The following is a 16,720-nucleotide window of genomic DNA, read 5'->3' on the forward strand; positions in this document are numbered from 1 at the left end:
AATTCATAAAATTGAGCGCCCAACATCGTCCTTTATTCTCTTCCTTCTCTCCTCTTTCTTCGTGAACTTCGCGCCCTTCGTGGTTCGTTAAAAAAAATATGAAATACATCAACGAATTCCGAGAACCAGAAAAAGCCTTAGCCTTACGCAACCAAATAAACCAACTAAGCAACCAACTAAAAAAACCTATAAAACTGATGGAAATATGTGGAGGACATACCCACTCCATCTTTAAATATGGAATAGAAGACATCCTTCCCCCCAACCTAGAACTCATACATGGGCCTGGTTGTCCAGTGTGCGTCATGCCAAAAGGGAGATTAGACGATGCGATCGCCATATCCCAAAATCATAACGTCATCCTCACCACATTTGGCGACACCATGAGAGTTCCCGGTTCCACCACCAACCTCCTCCAAGCCAAAGCCCAAGGCGCAGACATCCGCATGGTTTACTCCCCATTAGATAGCCTGCAAATCGCCAGAGACAACCCCGACAAAGAAATAGTCTTTTTCGCCCTCGGCTTTGAAACCACCGCCCCCAGTACCGCCCTCACCATCTTGCAAGCAGCAGCCGAAAACATCAGTAACTTTAGTATGTTTTCCAACCACGTCCTAGTAATACCCGCCCTCCAAGCCCTACTAAATAACCCCGACCTACAACTAGATGGATTTATTGGTCCCGGCCACGTCAGCATGGTAATTGGCACAGACCCCTATCAATTTATTGCCCAAAAATATCATAAACCCATAGTAGTTTCCGGCTTTGAACCATTAGATATACTCCAATCAATTTGGATGATCTTAAAACAGCTAATAGAAAAACGTTCCCAAGTAGAAAATCAATATAACAGATTAGTAGAAACAGCCGGAAACCTCATAGCATTGCAAGCCATGAACCAAGTATTTACAGTGCGAGAAAACTTTGATTGGCGAGGCTTAGGCGAAATACCAGAATCAGGCTTAAAAATTCGGAATGAATATGCCCAATTCGATGCCGAACAGAAATTTATTATTCCTAACATAAAAGTAGCCGACCACAAAGCCTGTAAATGTGGAGAAATCCTCAAAGGAGTATTAAAACCCTGGGAATGTAAAGTATTTGGAACAGCTTGCACACCAGAAAATCCCATTGGGACCTGCATGGTTTCCTCCGAAGGCGCTTGTGCAGCCTATTATAAATATGGACGAATTTCAACTATTAGTAAAAAAGCCCAAAAACTAGCTTTATCCTAACTCCCCTCTTCGCTTAGGGGGCAGGGTTATTCACACAAACTAGGAGAAAAATATGCCATTCATCACCGTACAAATTGCCAAAGGTCACTCAGTCGAAAAAAAACGTCAACTAGTCAAAGCCCTCACCGAAACACTCATAGAAACCTTGGGTTCAAACCCAGAATGGATAACCATACATATTGACGAATTTGAGCGAGAGAATTGGGCTGTCGGCGGTCAACTACATATAGATAAACACAGTGGTAGACATAAAGAAAAAGGGATTTAAACTTCCTTCTTCTTCTCTTTCTTTGCTTCCTTCGCTACCTTTGCAGTTCGTTTTTAAATATGAATATTTCCCCCAAAAATCAAAACCCAAAAACCCGCCACAATAAACTCCGAGATACTCACATTACCCTCGCCCACGGTAGCGGTGGTAAAGCCATGCGAGATTTAATCGAAGATATCTTTATTAATAACTTTGATAATCCCATACTTTCCCAATTAGAAGACCAAGCCAGTCTAAATTTATCTACATTCACCCAACAAGGAGACAGACTAGCATTTACGACAGATTCCTATGTTGTAGACCCGTTATTTTTTCCCGGTAGTGATATTGGTGAATTAGCAATTAATGGCACTATTAATGATTTAGCCGTCAGTGGTGCAAAACCTTTATATCTTACTTGTAGCGTAATTATAGAAGAAGGATTAGAAATAGAAACTTTGCGGCGTGTAGTTACTAGTATGAAATTAGCCGCCCAAAAAGCTGGTGTGCAAATCGTCACAGGTGACACCAAAGTTGTCCAGCATGGTGCTGCGGATAAATTATTTATTAATACTACAGGTATTGGAGTTATTCCCCAAGGAATTAATATTTCCGCCCATAATATTCAAGTGGGAGATGTGATAATTACCAATGGTGAAATGGGAAATCATGGTGCAGCTATTTTAATCGCCCGTGGGGAATTAGCATTAGAAAGTAATATAGAAAGTGACTGTCAACCTCTACATAGTTTAGTAGAAAATATCTTGAGTGTTTGTCCTCAAATTCACGCCATGCGCGATGCTACAAGGGGCGGTTTAGCTACAGTTTTAAATGAGTTTTCCCTCAGTTCTGATGTCGGTATTCGTCTCAATGAAGAATCTATCCCTGTGCGGGATGAGGTGAAAGGTATTTGTGAAATACTAGGTTTAGATCCTTTGTATTTAGCGAATGAGGGTAAGTTAGTGCTGGTGGTAGGAAGTGAGTATGCAGAAACTGTTTTATCGGCTATGAAGTCTCACTCAGCAGGTCAGAATGCTTGTGTAATTGGTGAGGTTATCAGTTCACCTGCGGGGGTGGTTTTGTTAAGGACGGCTTTTGGGACTGAACGTATTTTAGATATGTTGGTGGGTGAACAATTACCCAGGATTTGTTGATTTTTTGGAATAACGAACCGCCAAGTCGCCAAGTACGCCAAGGAAGAGAGGGCTTAAAAGGGTCTTTAGCAAGGCTTATGAATAAATGAGGAAAAACGAACCGCAGAGGACACAGAGTACACTGAGGAAGAGGGTTTAAGAGGTGGTTTTTGTAAGTTATATTTTACCAAATTGGTATATCTATTTGTGTGCATCTGAGGGTTTAAATTTTAGAGAATTTATATGCCAATACAGTTTATTTAAGCAATTTTTTCCTCTCTTTCTTCTCTGTGTCCTCTGCGCCTCTGTGGTTCGTTAAAAAAATAAATCTAATCGTATTGAGTTATATGCATGAACTAGGAATTACGCAAAATATTGTGGCTATTGTGAGTGAATATGCTGAAGGTGCAAGGGTGCAACGTGTTGTGTTAGAAGTTGGCAAACTTTCGGCGATTTTACCTGATGCGATTGAGTTCTGTTTTGATATCTGTACTCAAGGTACTGTTTTAGTGGGGGCGATATTAGAAATTAGGGAAGTTCCTGGTTTGGGAAGATGTCGTGACTGTGGTGCAGAAATACATTTAGATAAACCTTTTGGTATATGTAGTTGTGGTAGTGTGCAGTTAGACTTAATAGCTGGTGAAGAACTGAAAATTAAGGAAATCGAAATAGAGTAGTTATGTGTGTAACTTGTGGTTGTTCTGATGATGCTGAAAGCACAATTACTAATTTAGAAACTGGTGAGGTTGAACACAATCACCATGATCATACTCATACTTTACCTGATGGTACTGTAATCACTCATTCCCATCATGAACCATCTCAAGTTCATGCCAAAATACATAATACAACGATATCTTTAGAACAGGATATTTTAGCGAAAAATAATCTGTTGGCAGCCCAAAATCGGGGATGGTTTAAAGGACGCAATATTTTAGCTTTAAATTTAATGAGTTCTCCTGGTTCGGGAAAAACGACTCTGTTAACTCGGACTATTCATGATTTAAAGGATCAGTTACCTATTAGTGTAATTGAAGGCGACCAAGAAACTGCTAATGATGCCCGCAAGATTCAGGAAACTGGCTGTAAGGTTGTGCAGATTAATACGGGTACTGGTTGCCATTTAGAAGCTTCTATGATTGATAGGGGTTTACAACAATTAAACCCGCCTCTCAATTCGGTGGTGATGATTGAAAATGTCGGAAATTTGGTTTGTCCGGCTTTGTTCGATTTGGGAGAACAGGCTAAGGTGGTGATTCTTTCGGTGACTGAGGGAGAAGATAAGCCAATTAAATATCCTCATATTTTCTGCGCTAGTAATATTATGATTCTCACTAAGGTTGATTTGTTACCTTATGTGCAGTTTGATGTGCAGAAATGTCTCGATTATGCGCGACAAGTTAATCCCCAAATTCAAATTTTTCAGGTTTCTGCTACTACTGGGGTTGGTTTAGCCGCTTGGTATGAGTGGTTAACTACAATGGTTGGTAATTTGTCCCTTCCCGGAGCTGGGGAAGGGTAAGTTGACATACCTCCTCGTCCTAAAGAAGCGAGGATTCCTTGACACTTCGCTGGAACACGCCACAAGTGGTCTTATCGTCCCTCCATGTCCGTGTCAAGTTAGGGTTTACTATTAAAGCCAATCTCGATAAGCGGAAATTTCATGAACGCTGATTTCAAAGGGACCTCCTTTTCCAAAGGGAGGATAAACGCGAATTTTAGCGTCGCTGGTAAATCTCTCTAGCCTGTTCCCTAGTTGGGGTATGTTACTGACTGTATGCCAGTAGGATACTATGTCAGGGCAGTCGATGATTAGCATCAGGGTTGTGCTATTGTGGGTGAAATACCACTGACAGTTTGATAAAAGTACTTGCGTAATGCGATCGCAAGCCTGGAAAAAGCATCTGCCAGTAGAGCGCTCGAATTCTAAATGCAGCATTCCATCCTGTTTCGTTACCTCTTTAGGTGGTAAATCATCGGGAGGAAGCAGGTGTAATTTAGACATAATTTTGAACCTCTTGGTTGTAGCGCTGCAAACTATCTAAGTTTTTTGACAAAACTAAAGATGCGGGTTTGAGTGCTAATGTACCGAGATTTAACTCGTCTTGAAATGTTTTGATTTTGTCACGACAAGTCCTCACATCACCAATAATTGAGTTCTCAATTAAATAGTCTTCATCAAAACAAATGTTTGTGCGGTCAAATGGTTTCTGATGCGGATTGGGGCTATTCTGCATAATGTAAGCTGAGTTAGCTTGCATTTTTTGGCTGAATTGGCGAATGAATGGTAAGGCTTCACTCACGGCTTCTTCGTGGGTTTTACCTACATAAAAGAAACGTGCCAAAACAAATTTTTCTGAGCCACTGGTATTTAAGGCGCGATATTTGGCGACGGTGTTTTTTAATCTCTCTAAGGAGAAGGGTGGACCCCCCATTAAGGCGAAGGAATTTTGAGCAGCAAATTCTATGCCTCGATCATCACCTGTGGCTATGTAAACTGGAATTTGATGTTGCAATGGTTTGGGGTAAATTGTCAGGCGATCGCATTGATAATACTGCCCATCAAATGACACATTATTGTCATACAGTAGCTTTTCAATTAAGGCGATCGCCTCTAACATTTTGGCGCGAGATTCACCTATTGGTGTGTCAAAATGCTTATTGTGTTGAGGGAAAGGCCCCCCTTTAGCAACCCCAAATAACAACCTTCCATTACACAAATTATCTAGGGTGGCAATATCTTCCGCTACCCGAATCGGGTTATGGAATGGCAATAATACCGCCGCCGTCGCTAATTTAATCGTTGACGTAAGCGCCGCTAGGTGTGCCATCAATATCAACATTGATGAACTGAGATTCAATTCATTAAAATGATGTTCACTCACCCAGGCTGAGTCAAAGCTTAAGCTTTCCGCCTGTTGGACTAACGCAACTTGTTCAAAGATGGTACGGCGAACATCTTGATGATGATTTTCGTAATTACAAAAAATTCCAGTTTTCATTGTTGGCGATCGCTATTTTCAGTTACCACCCATTGCAACTCCAACCATAAATGAGGATTGGTTTGCTTCAGTTTCGACATTGGGTCGCGTAGTAACCGCTTTGCATTCATACAGACCACCTGAATTAGCCCCATATTATCTGCTAATTCTCTGAGTAAAGTTTTCTGGGCTTGGACATAGGGAAGCATATCTTCCGAGCAGTAAATCCCTATATATTGCAAACGTCTAGCTGGTCTTCCCCAAAAACAGGTAATTACTTTCACATGACACCTTTCTAGCAACTTCCCCAGAGTCGGGTAACAGTCAGTGACAACTCTTGTGAATTCTTTAGCTAGGATATGTTCAGCAATCATTTTAACTGATATTTCTGTAGCGTTCATCACGCTACTTAATATAACATATAATTGTCAGTTAAGCATGACAAATCACAGATTTTTTTAGTTTTTGCCATTAAAAAAAGAGGTGTGCTTTAGCCCCACCTCATAATATTGATCATATTGAATTAGAAAAAATTTACAAGGTTCACCACCTTGGTTTTCTGGCTGAGTAGAAAGACCTAAATAGCAAATTCAAAATTTTCAGTTTAACGTACATTCTGAATATTGCACTCTTATGATGATTAACGAGCTTTGCGCTCCGCCACCAACACCTCAGCCAGCATTTCTGGTACATCTACAAAATCCGAAAATCCTTCTGAAGCCGGAATTGGGGAAACAAATGTATAGTTGGGATCACACATTCCCGTATCATAAACTTCAATAAACCAACGATCAGGAAAGCCTTCCACACCCAACTCTACAATGTACCAACTTTCCCCTATCAACCGCGAGCCAAACATGACAAACCACTCTCTATGATCTTCCGAGATATTCCAGTCTGCCATCAGGAACTCTAACGCAATTTGTGCAGCGTCGGTTTCAGTCAGCAGCATATTTACTCCTTACTTGCAACTTCAGAATTTGAAACTTCAGGATATAAGCCCAATTGCTTTGCTAATTCACGAGCCACAAAAAATAAAAACTGAGCGCCATCTTGATTACCATTGTGTGCAAAACTAGATGCTACTTGCAACATTGTTTCCACAAAGCCAGCATCAATTAATTCTGGTTCTGCTTCTAAAACTTCTGGTTCTTGACCATTAGGACATTTTAGTAATTTGTCAATCAGATTGAAATATTGAATTTGGCGTTCTTCCATGGTATTTGTGTTTATTGAATCAGTAAAATTTGCAGAGAGAATTACTCGATACTTTGCTGCCAGAGCCTTTCTAACATTTCCACTTTTTCTTTTAAGATAGCAGCACGATAAACAAGATATCTGTCATAAACAATAATCCCTAATCCTACGAAAATTGGGGTGATTAAGACAAACCATTGTAAAATGCTAGCAAGTCTATATTGCTCGGCAGCAACTAATAATCGGTTCACAAGATTTCGATCAGAACTGGTCAAAGTTTTAGATAAATGTGTACCTGATGATTGGGTAATTAAAGCAGAATTACCTGTCGGATTTTCGTCGATTTTACAGGCTAAATTCTGCATCTTAACGAACTCAATATGTCGTCCCCAAACTATGCCAAATACCAGTAAGCCTGGAGACAGCACTACTAAGGTAACTAAACAAACTGTGAGAACATTTAGAAGTTTAACTTTCATATTTGCTCCCCTTTTATCAGGTATTACGCACCTAAATAAATTTTGGTGGCTATTTACCTAACCAGTTTTTTGGCTGAAGTTTTAAACATTTCTGATACTAAATATTAACCATTTATCTGAACTCAAATTGTTCACGGGTTACTGAACAATTAGGGATTTTTCTAGAAAAGCTTTGATTATCAACTTAGGGATAATATCAATTTCATCTGCGGACAAAAATTAGCATCTGTAATGGTTACAGAAGAGTTAAGAAGTCCCCCCTAATTCTTTGGGTAAACCCTGGGAACTTCGGGGGGTAGAGGGGAATCTCTGCGTAAATCCTACAAACTTTATAGCAGTCGTGTTTGTAGAGAGGGGTGGAAGCTGGTGAGGTTAAGATTATTAACTTGATTACAGTTGTACTCACAGCCCAAAACTGCTGTCTCATGAAGATTAGATAAATTTTTTGGGGTATGGGTACTGGCATTTGTGAGGTGGGGTACTAGCATTTATGAAGTGGGGTACTAGCATTTATGTACTCAAGCTCAAAGCTAGATGAGGCGGTGGTAGAGAACGTTTTGAGTTTCAGTTTTTCTGCTTTAAATCTTGTACTCAAGGAAATAGATTATGTGGCGAGTATAGACTCAAGTTGCAGAAAAATCTATGTTTTTTTCGTGAAATGCAGCTTAGTATACTAAATATATTTGATTAAATGTAAGGTTAACTACTTTTACAATCTGCTAATAATTTTTCAGGACAAAAATCTGTCAATTTAGCGATAAAAGTAGATTATGGTAATGCAAAAACATTCAGAATCCAACCAAGATGAGAAAATTACATTAATTTGATCCCCTATCTCTTAAATATCTTGATTCATCGTCTGAAATAAAGCCTATGTAGTCAAACTATTTAAATCCTCGGAGTTAATTTATGAAAATTGCTAAAGACGTTACAGAAATTATTGGTAAAACTCCATTAGTTCAATTGAATAAAATTCCCCAAGCTGAGGGAGTAAAAGCCAGAATTGTTGTTAAGCTCGAAGGCATGAACCCGGCAGCCTCAGTTAAAGACCGGATTGCACTGAGTATGATTATGGCGGCAGAAGCGGAGGGTTTAATTGAGCCAGGAAAAACTATTTTAGTAGAGCCAACTTCCGGGAATACAGGTATTGGTTTAGCGATGGTTGCAGCAGCCCGTGGCTACCGTTTAATTTTGACAATGCCGAACACCATGAGTCAAGAACGACGCTGTATACTTAAAGCCTACGGTGCAACTTTAGAATTAACACCGGGTGCAGAAGGAATGCGAGGGGCAATTAATCACGCGGAAGCAATTGTGGCTAGGACTCCCAATGCTTTGATGCTGCAACAGTTTTGTAACCCAGCTAACCCGAAAATTCACAGAGAAACTACTGCCGAGGAAATTTGGGCGGATACCGATGGAGAGGTGGATATTATCATTGCTGGTGTGGGGACTGGTGGGACGATTACGGGGATTGCAGAGGTACTTAAAGAATATAAACCGAGTGTACAGGCGATCGCAGTTGAACCCAGCAACAGTCCCATTCTCTCCGGTGGTACAGCCGGGGGACATCAAATTCAAGGTATTGGCGCGGGATTTGTCCCAGATGTGCTGCGTCTGGAATTAATTGATGAAGTAATTAGAGTTAGTGATGAACAGGCGATCGCTTATGGACGGCGTTTAGCCCAAGAAGAAGGATTATTATCCGGTATCTCCTCCGGCGCAGCTTTATGTGCAGCCATTCAAGTCGGTAAACGTCCAGAAAATGCCGGTAAATTAATCGTCATGATTCAGCCCTCCTTTGGAGAACGTTACCTCAGCAGTCCCATGTTTAAAGATTTGGGAATAGAGAGGGAGTAGAAGAGGCAGGGGGGAAGAGGCAGGGGGGCAGGGTGCAGGGAGCAGCAGGGGGGAAAGATTTTTAATACAATCCCCAATCCCCGTACACTGAGCGTAGTCGAAGTGCAGTTCCCAATCTAATGCTGACAACCGCCTTCGTGATGATGATCATGACTATGACCATGACCGTGGGCGCAGCCTTGTAAATTCTGACTGGTGAGGCTTTCGGTGAATACTTGTAAAGAGTCATCCACAGGCTTTAAACCAATCCAAGCATCTAGTGTTTCCACATCAAAACCCACTTCACGGCGACTTTCTACTTCCAGCAGAGGGCGACGAATTAACAACGGATCTTGTAACATCATCACTAAAGCTGTTTCAGCCTCAATTTTTTCTGGAACCACCTCACCAGATTTAATTTTGGGAGCAGAACGATTAAACCATTCACTCACGGGGCGATCGCCAAAAAAAGACCGTAACCGCTCAACTGTCCACGGTTCAGTTAATATGTCATAAGCCAACACATCATGACCAGCAGCCGTCAACAGAACTTTTTGCTTCACACCACCCTTACAACCAGGTTTACTGTAAAAAATCACTCTCGCCATTACAATTACTCCCAATTTAGTAAATAGTTCTTCCCTTCCCCACCACCCAGATCAAAACTTCCTAGCCCTATGAGTAGCTAAGTCAAACTCAAACCTGCGTTGCGGGTCAGTTTCTCCATAAACATTAAAAGTCACAGTTGGTTCCTCACCCACCGCTTCCACACTGTGAATTGCATCGGGAGTCAAACTCACAATATCTCCCGGAGATAAAATAATCTCTCCCGTCGGTGCAATTTTGTCATCAAAATCCGGGCTGGGAGTACGTCGCCAAAAAGTGTTTTTTTCCTCACCTTTTAACACAGCCACCACTCCCCAAGTCCCATGATTATGAATACTTGAACGAGTTCCCGGTAAAAATGTCACCGTTTGCACAGTCAAAGGAAAACCCAACTCATCGTATAGGAGTAAAACAGAGTTTCCTGTTTCAGGATCAGGCTCTTTATATTGACTTTGTACCCAGTAGGAATTGACAATCAAGCGCCTGACAAGCATTCGGATTTCCGGCAAACGAATAGATTCATCTTCCACCCCATTCAAAACATCTTCTAACTCAGTTAAAAACCGATATAGACGATAATCTTCCCGTAATAAATCCCATACCCTCACAGATTTACAACTCTGAAATTCACCATCTCCACCTACTAGCCAATCTTTACCTTTGACCATCATTAAATCATCAGCGCAGAAGACTGGTCTAACACTAATTTAGGAGGAGTAAAATTACTAGGAATACCAGGACGAGGAGGTAAAGGACTGATAGGAACCACATGGATAAAAGGGTTACTATTTTCAGATAATAGCGTTGGTTGATACAACGGAAAATTATTCATGGCTGTTGATTGTTGATAGTTCACTGCTTAATCGTCCTCATCGGCGGGACGAGTCAAAATATCCAAGAGGATTCCGGCTCCAAAATCATGATTTTTGTCAATGCTGGTGACTCTATTACTGATTTCTTTCGCCCGCTCAACTTCACCTAACTTTGCTAATACCATTCCCGATGCAGCATAAGCATTTAAGTACAATCTGATTTGGGGTTCTCCTTGCCGTTTTACTAATATTGGCTGGAGTTGTTCCCAACTATCAGGAAAGTTTTCTGTTTCTTTAATCTTATCTAAAACTTGCACTGCGGTTTGTAGCGCCAGTGGATAATTATTTTTATAATAGAAAAATCTATATGCTGATACTAAAATCTCAGTATTTCCGCCAGATTTAGCTAAAGCTTGATGAATATATTTTTCCGATTCTGAGGTATTTTCCCAGGTTTGTGCTGCCAAGATCAATAATTGTTTGACATCTTCAGGAACCTGGAACCATGAAAATTGATTTCCATCAAGTTGCATAATATAGCATTTCCTAATCTAATAAAGTACAAAGTTATCTGAGGTTAATTCTTTCTTACTATACCTAAATTGAATCAGGATTGCCATATTAACCTTCTATCTCAAACTCACAAAAATTGGGGGAATTTTCCAGATAATTTCATATCCTTCCCCCCAAAACTTAACAGTATATTTAAACTTCCGTGACTCAAATGTCTCTACTACCAACATTAGGTACTACCAAATCACACTCTTAGTCTTAATATTTTCCAGACTAGTGTATCCGCAAGTATGAATTTGTTAACAAATAACAATTTAAGATTTACAATTCTGCTTACTGTTAACTTTCTGCTAGCTACAGTATATTCCCCTCTAATTACCTTGCTTCGTGTCTACAAATTTTATTTCCAGATTACCCCTTTTTATTGGAATAACTTTCAGGAAATAGTCAAATCCTTACTTGTCTAACACAGTATGGATGTAGCAATTCTTAGGACATATCCGTGAACAAGCTTCACAACCAATACAGTTTTCTGCGTGTTCTACAACCATTACTTTGCGCTCAATTTCATCATCATCTTCATCTTCTACAAATTCCCCATCTTCATTGAGAGCTTTCAGTGTTAATACATTGTGACCACACACTTTAAAGCATCTGCCACAGCCGATACATTTTTCATAGTCAATTTCCTGGGCGAATTTAGGTGTCCAGGGATTACCTCCAAATGTCAATCCTGTTAGTTGTGCCATGAATAAATGCCTACCAATTTGTTTGTACTTTAATCATCATCCTAACCTAATATTATTCTCTTGTTTTAGTGTTGAGCAATTATTTTTTCTCGAATTAAATTTTCATGACTTTTATCAAAATCTTCCCTTAATTTAGCCATACTAGCTATTAGATGAAATTTATTATCAATAATTTTAGGATTAAATTTACTAGTTTTATACAATTTACATCCCGCACGCTTTTATTCAACCCTTCTGGATAAGTATTTTATCTTCCCGCACCCATAAATATCGGTATTACTAAATATCCATTTCTAGTCATTTCCTATGTACTCAATTACATTATCTATCAAAATAATGAGACTTTTTCTTGTATAGCAACCCAGAATATATGTCCAGTAGTATCTAAATCTACAGTTTATCTGTTCATTTACGACAATACAAAACTTTCTATTTGTTATTTATAAAATAATTAAGGTGAATTTAGAATTAATTTTCTCGTGTCTATTTTGAGAATTTAAAAAATATCTTTTTCTTGCTTATTGCAATTATAGAATTGTATATTTAACCACAGAAAAATATAGGGGTTTAAATATTAAAATTATTAATAAATCAACTGAAATCTCATGATGGAATTTATCTATGTTTTCTAAAAAAACTCAGTCTAACTTTTTAGGTAAATAAAAACAGTTAACTTGTTAACTTTAGTTGAACTTTTAAGGAAAATCTCCAAGCTCATTATGAACAAAACTGCCTAATTATTTATGAAATGTATAGTTAATAAATAACTAATCTCAAGACAACCTTCAGAGCCAGAAATATCTTCCAATTGGATGTGTAATTAAAATATGGATGTGGGGAATTATTACAGCAATCAGAAATTATTTTTGCTGAAAATATAGTTTGGTGGCAAGTGATAAATAACGAATAAACATCCAGGGAGACTGAAACCAAACATCTCAACGATTAGAGTGGGAAGAAGCCAGATATCCGTATGCCTTATACAATTCCTAACAACAATTGCGTTGGATGTGACAACTGCCGACCCCAATGTCCTACGGGTGCAATCAAAATAGAGAATGATGAATATTGGATTGATCCGAATCTTTGTAATAATTGTGAGGGTTATTATCCTGAACCACAATGCGTCATAGCTTGTCCCAATAATTCCCCCATACCTTGGCAACCCAAAAAAGGCAGATGCAAAATTGAACCGAGAGATGCACCTAGCCCCGATTTATTTGCTAATGGTAAAAATAATCCATTTGCTTCGGCCATTGTGATTTGGGAAGCGTGTAATGTGTTAGCACAACGTACATCTCTAAATTGGGAAATGGATGCAGACGGTTATCTCTCCTATGGACGCAAAGTTAAACAAGGGAGGGGTGCGATCGCCTTTGATCTTGAAGATCCATTTCCACCCAAGGATAACCAGCAAGCCCACAGCATAAATAGCATAGCGGAATTACCAGCAATTACCAAACTCGATATTAGGGCTGCTTGCATTCATCTCATTTTTGCCGCTTACTCCACATCCTTAGATCAACCTTGGCAAGAAGAATTTGCCATTGATGAACGCCAAATTGAGAAATATTTAGGCTTAGAGAAGCGCAAAGATTTAAATAAAAATGCCAAACTAGGATTAATCAAGAACATCGTACAGCAAGCTTGTTCATTAATGATTTCCATTGATTGGCCTCAACAAGGTAGCATTCCCGCCTTTTCCGTAAAACGCAGTCGTTTGTGGCAGTTAATCAATATTCAACATCACTTTCAAGAAGATGATTTGGGGTGCAAATATTTGATTGGACTAACTTTTAAAGTAAAACCCGGCATCTGGTCTCAATACTTCTTAAATAAACAAGCCTGTAAACAAAGAACTGCATTTTATCAATATGGCAGTTTACCCAAAACTCTCTTAACCACCGTCATGAGTATTTGGCAGCAACACGAAGGAGCAGTACGACTCATGCTGTGGTTGCTGTTTAAAACTAAAATGGGTAAAGAACAACGCATCACTATTCCCACATTATTACGTATTGCTTACGGTGAAGAAAAAGTTACCATTGCTTCCCGACAACGAGAAGAACGTAAACGCCTACTCAGAACCTTTGAAAGTGACCTAGAAATACTCCACCATCATGGTGTGAAACCAATTTTTGACCCAGTAACTTACCCTTTAGAAATTCAACCCTTGTGGGCAAAGTTAATGGGTATTCCCGAAGATCCAGAAGAAGCCTTGGAATTTTGGATTAATGATGGTGGTGGTAACAACCGCCTCACAGATTCAGGCCCCCGTGGTAAATGGAATCTGCTCATGAATGCGCGAATCTTATCTTTTGAACTACCCCCAGAATGGGAACAGCGCTCTTCAAAATCACAAAAAAAGCCCAGGGGAACCGTTAAAAGTAGAAGAAAAACCAACACCACCAGCGATTTACCCGGAGAACAGATTTTACAAGCGAGAAAAAACCTCCAACTTTCCCAGAGGGAGTTAGCAAAATTAACAGGTAAAAGCCAAAGCTGGATTCGGGATGTAGAAAATGGTCGTTTAAGAGTTAAATCAGAAGACCAAGCACTGTTACGGAAAGTCCTAAATATTGATTAAACAGTTATCTCTTCTATTTTTTGAACTTCTCACCCATTCAAAAAAATCCCACCCAGGCATCAGCTTGGATGGGTCAAAATCTTAAATGGAGGCAAGATTTATAACTACTTACTTTCAGTAAAATCAGCGTCAATCACATCATCACCACCACTGGGAGGAGTAGGACCACCATCTTGAGGTTCAGCACCAGGAGCAGCACCAGCATCACCACCAGCTTGCTGATACAGATTGCTACTAACCGCAAACAATGCTTGTTGTAACTCTGGTGTCAGCTTCTTAATTTGTTCGTCGTCTTCTTTAGCAACAGCTTCACGTAGGTCTTTCACCAAACCTTCCACCTTCGTCTTGTCGGCTTCAGGAACTTTATCGCCTAATTCTTCCAGCTGCTTCTCAGCTTGGTATGCCAAAGAGTCAGCTTGGTTCTTGCGTTCAATTTTTTCACGACGTTCTTTATCAGAAGAAGCATTTTGTTCAGCTTCCTGCACCATACGTTCAACATCAGACTTGTCTAAGGTAGAAGCACCAGTAATGCTAATAGATTGTTCCTTACCAGTGCCTTTATCCTTAGCCGTGACATTGAGGATACCATTGGCATCAATATCAAAGGTAACTTCAATTTGTGGTACACCACGCGGTGCGGGAGGAATACCATCAAGTCGGAAGGTTCCTAAACTCTTATTATCGTTGGAGAACTCCCGTTCACCTTGAAGGACGTGAATTTCCACATTGGTTTGTCCATCTACTGCTGTGGAGAAGACTTCCGATTTCTTAGTAGGAATGGTAGTATTTCGGGGGATAATTTTAGTCATCACACCGCCCAAGGTTTCCACACCCAAAGACAGTGGAGACACATCTAATAGTAAGATGCCTGTGACATCACCTGCTAACACACCTGCTTGAATAGCTGCACCAACTGCCACCACTTCATCAGGGTTAACACTTTGGTTGGGGTCTTTATCTAGTACCTTCTTCACCACCTGTTGCACGGCAGGAATACGGGTAGAACCACCAACTAGTACAACTTCATCAATATCGGATCTGTTTAATTTAGCATCCCGAATTGCATTTTCCACAGGGATGCGGCAACGGTCGATTAAATCCGAGCAGAGTTCTTCAAACTTAGCACGGGTTAAAGTTGTATCCAGGTGCTTTGGACCATCCTGGGTAGCAGTGATAAATGGCAAATTGATTTCTGCTTGAGAAACGCTAGAAAGCTCAATTTTTGCTTTTTCTGCCGCTTCAGTCAAACGTTGTAGAGCTTGTTTATCTTGACGTAGGTCAATTCCTTCTTCTTTTTTGAATTGTTCCGCCAAGAAATCAACTATTTTTTTATCAAAGTCGTCACCACCCAAGTGAGTATCACCAGAAGTAGCCAAGACTTCAAATACTCCATCACCAACTTCTAGGATGGATACATCGAAAGTACCACCACCAAGGTCAAATACCAAAATGGTTTCGTTGCTTTTCTTATCAAACCCATAAGCCAGAGAAGCTGCTGTTGGCTCGTTGATAATCCGCAGAACTTCAATACCCGCTATTTTACCAGCGTCTTTTGTAGCTTGTCGCTGGGAATCATTAAAGTATGCCGGAACAGTGATTACAGCTTGGGTGACAGTTTCACCCAGATATTTGCTGGCATCTTCCACTAGTTTGCGAAGAACTTTCGCAGAAATTTCTTCCGGAGCAAAGGGTTTGCCTACTATCGGACAATCCAGCTTCACATTACCGTTGCTGCTCAGGACTTTGTAAGAAACTTCCGTAGACTCATTACCAACTTCGTCGTAACGTCTTCCTAGAAAGCGTTTGACTGAGTAAAAAGTATTCTCAGGGTTCATTACCGCCTGTCGTTTGGCGATTTGACCAACTAAGTTATCGCCATTTTTGGCAAATGCCACTACTGATGGTGTTGTGCGAAAACCTTCTGCGTTAGCAATAACAGTGGGTTTACCACCTTCCATAACTGCTACGCAAGAGTTCGTTGTACCTAAGTCAATTCCAACTACTTTTGCCATTGTAAGTGCTGGCTCCTTATAACTACAAATGAATGAATGGGAATATAGAAGACTAAATCTTGAAGCAACTGATTAGAAAAACAGTCAGTTGAGCATTAACAACCTTTAATTAGGATTTCCTGCGGTTAAAACCTCAAGTTATCCTGATATATATACTGATAAGTTCAGTGATATCCAGTCCATCTAGGAGGGTTTCCCGAACCTGGGACCGGACGGTTAATTTTAAAGGATGTATTTAGTTGGTTCATTGAGAAATTTACTTTCACTTTGTCTAATGTATGAGAATTAATACTTTCAGCAATTAGGGTGAACCGTAATCACAAAGTCGTG

19 protein-coding genes are annotated in these 16,720 nt (G+C 40.0%); 7 read left to right on the forward strand and 12 right to left on the reverse strand.

The features are described 5' to 3' along the window. The first annotated feature begins 98 nt into the window (after positions 1–98). From hypD to hypB, 5 genes are all read left to right on the forward strand, one after another. Entirely contained in the window at positions 99–1,235 is a 1,137-nt protein-coding gene (gene hypD / locus VB620_RS17585; protein ID WP_323197445.1) for a hydrogenase formation protein HypD, read from the forward strand. Positions 1,236–1,287: 52 nt separating this feature from the next. Further along, on the forward strand, positions 1,288–1,503 hold the full coding sequence (locus tag VB620_RS17590) for a tautomerase family protein (protein ID WP_323197446.1): 216 nt from the start codon (positions 1,288–1,290) through the stop codon (positions 1,501–1,503). A gap of 59 nt (positions 1,504–1,562) precedes the next feature. After that, a complete protein-coding gene (gene hypE, locus VB620_RS17595; RefSeq protein WP_323197447.1) occupies positions 1,563–2,636 on the forward strand; it encodes a hydrogenase expression/formation protein HypE in 1,074 nt (357 codons plus the stop codon). A 326-nt stretch (positions 2,637–2,962) separates the two neighbouring features. Continuing rightward, entirely contained in the window at positions 2,963–3,292 is a 330-nt protein-coding gene (locus tag VB620_RS17600) for a hydrogenase maturation nickel metallochaperone HypA/HybF (RefSeq protein ID WP_323197448.1), read from the forward strand. Between the two features lie 2 nt (positions 3,293–3,294). After that, positions 3,295–4,137: a hydrogenase nickel incorporation protein HypB gene (gene hypB / locus VB620_RS17605; RefSeq protein WP_323197449.1), complete on the forward strand. Its 843-nt coding sequence runs from the start codon at positions 3,295–3,297 to the stop codon at positions 4,135–4,137. A gap of 111 nt (positions 4,138–4,248) precedes the next feature. Here hypB and VB620_RS17610 read toward each other — a convergent pair whose 3' ends face one another. The 6 genes from VB620_RS17610 to VB620_RS17635 all read right to left on the reverse strand — a co-directional run bounded on the left by VB620_RS17610 (position 4,249) and on the right by VB620_RS17635 (position 7,272). Continuing rightward, positions 4,249–4,620: a hypothetical protein gene (locus tag VB620_RS17610; RefSeq protein ID WP_323197450.1), complete on the reverse strand. Its 372-nt coding sequence runs from the start codon at positions 4,618–4,620 to the stop codon at positions 4,249–4,251. Then, positions 4,613–5,617 carry an LLM class flavin-dependent oxidoreductase gene (locus VB620_RS17615; protein ID WP_323197451.1) on the reverse strand — a complete coding sequence of 335 codons (1,005 nt, stop codon included), beginning with the start codon at positions 5,615–5,617 and terminating at the stop codon, positions 4,613–4,615. The genes VB620_RS17610 and VB620_RS17615 overlap by 8 nt, the downstream gene beginning before the upstream one ends. Continuing rightward, on the reverse strand, positions 5,614–5,997 hold the full coding sequence (locus VB620_RS17620; protein ID WP_323197472.1) for a hypothetical protein: 384 nt from the start codon (positions 5,995–5,997) through the stop codon (positions 5,614–5,616). The genes VB620_RS17615 and VB620_RS17620 overlap by 4 nt, the downstream gene beginning before the upstream one ends. Before the next feature lie 239 nt (positions 5,998–6,236). After that, positions 6,237–6,548 carry a hypothetical protein gene (locus VB620_RS17625; RefSeq protein WP_323197452.1) on the reverse strand — a complete coding sequence of 104 codons (312 nt, stop codon included), beginning with the start codon at positions 6,546–6,548 and terminating at the stop codon, positions 6,237–6,239. A 2-nt stretch (positions 6,549–6,550) separates the two neighbouring features. Next, complete coding sequence (locus VB620_RS17630; RefSeq protein ID WP_323197453.1) at positions 6,551–6,814, reverse strand: hypothetical protein; 264 nt, start codon at positions 6,812–6,814, stop codon at positions 6,551–6,553. A gap of 41 nt (positions 6,815–6,855) precedes the next feature. Then, positions 6,856–7,272, reverse strand: a complete 417-nt coding sequence (locus VB620_RS17635) for a hypothetical protein (RefSeq protein WP_323197454.1) — start codon at positions 7,270–7,272, stop codon at positions 6,856–6,858. Positions 7,273–8,181: 909 nt separating this feature from the next. Here VB620_RS17635 and cysK point away from each other — a divergent pair. After that, complete coding sequence (gene cysK / locus VB620_RS17640; RefSeq protein ID WP_323197455.1) at positions 8,182–9,132, forward strand: cysteine synthase A; 951 nt, start codon at positions 8,182–8,184, stop codon at positions 9,130–9,132. Between the two features lie 116 nt (positions 9,133–9,248). Here cysK and VB620_RS17645 read toward each other — a convergent pair whose 3' ends face one another. The 5 genes from VB620_RS17645 to fdxB all read right to left on the reverse strand — a co-directional run bounded on the left by VB620_RS17645 (position 9,249) and on the right by fdxB (position 11,791). Beyond that, a complete protein-coding gene (locus VB620_RS17645) occupies positions 9,249–9,719 on the reverse strand; it encodes an ArsC/Spx/MgsR family protein (RefSeq protein ID WP_323197456.1) in 471 nt (156 codons plus the stop codon). Between the two features lie 51 nt (positions 9,720–9,770). Continuing rightward, positions 9,771–10,388 carry a cysteine dioxygenase family protein gene (locus tag VB620_RS17650; protein ID WP_323197457.1) on the reverse strand — a complete coding sequence of 206 codons (618 nt, stop codon included), beginning with the start codon at positions 10,386–10,388 and terminating at the stop codon, positions 9,771–9,773. After that, the gene (locus VB620_RS17655) at positions 10,388–10,573 is read right to left on the reverse strand and encodes a hypothetical protein (protein ID WP_323197458.1); all 186 of its coding nucleotides are present in this window, start codon (positions 10,571–10,573) and stop codon (positions 10,388–10,390) included. The genes VB620_RS17650 and VB620_RS17655 overlap by 1 nt, the downstream gene beginning before the upstream one ends. A gap of 3 nt (positions 10,574–10,576) precedes the next feature. Beyond that, complete coding sequence (locus VB620_RS17660) at positions 10,577–11,062, reverse strand: hypothetical protein (RefSeq protein ID WP_323197459.1); 486 nt, start codon at positions 11,060–11,062, stop codon at positions 10,577–10,579. 435 nt (positions 11,063–11,497) lie between these two features. Further along, positions 11,498–11,791, reverse strand: coding sequence for a ferredoxin III, nif-specific (fdxB, locus tag VB620_RS17665; RefSeq protein WP_323197460.1), 294 nt, complete (start codon positions 11,789–11,791; stop codon positions 11,498–11,500). 973 nt (positions 11,792–12,764) lie between these two features. Between fdxB and VB620_RS17670 the strand changes: the two genes are divergently transcribed. Further along, the gene (locus VB620_RS17670; protein WP_323197461.1) at positions 12,765–14,378 is read left to right on the forward strand and encodes a helix-turn-helix domain-containing protein; all 1,614 of its coding nucleotides are present in this window, start codon (positions 12,765–12,767) and stop codon (positions 14,376–14,378) included. A 104-nt stretch (positions 14,379–14,482) separates the two neighbouring features. On the opposite strand, the gene dnaK is transcribed toward VB620_RS17670, so the two are convergent. Next, positions 14,483–16,390, reverse strand: coding sequence for a molecular chaperone DnaK (dnaK, locus tag VB620_RS17675; protein ID WP_323197462.1), 1,908 nt, complete (start codon positions 16,388–16,390; stop codon positions 14,483–14,485). Positions 16,391–16,720: the final 330 nt, after the last annotated feature.

Origin of the sequence: Nodularia harveyana UHCC-0300 (assembly GCF_034931085.1) — a bacterium.
GTDB lineage: Bacteria > Cyanobacteriota > Cyanobacteriia > Cyanobacteriales > Nostocaceae > Nodularia > Nodularia harveyana.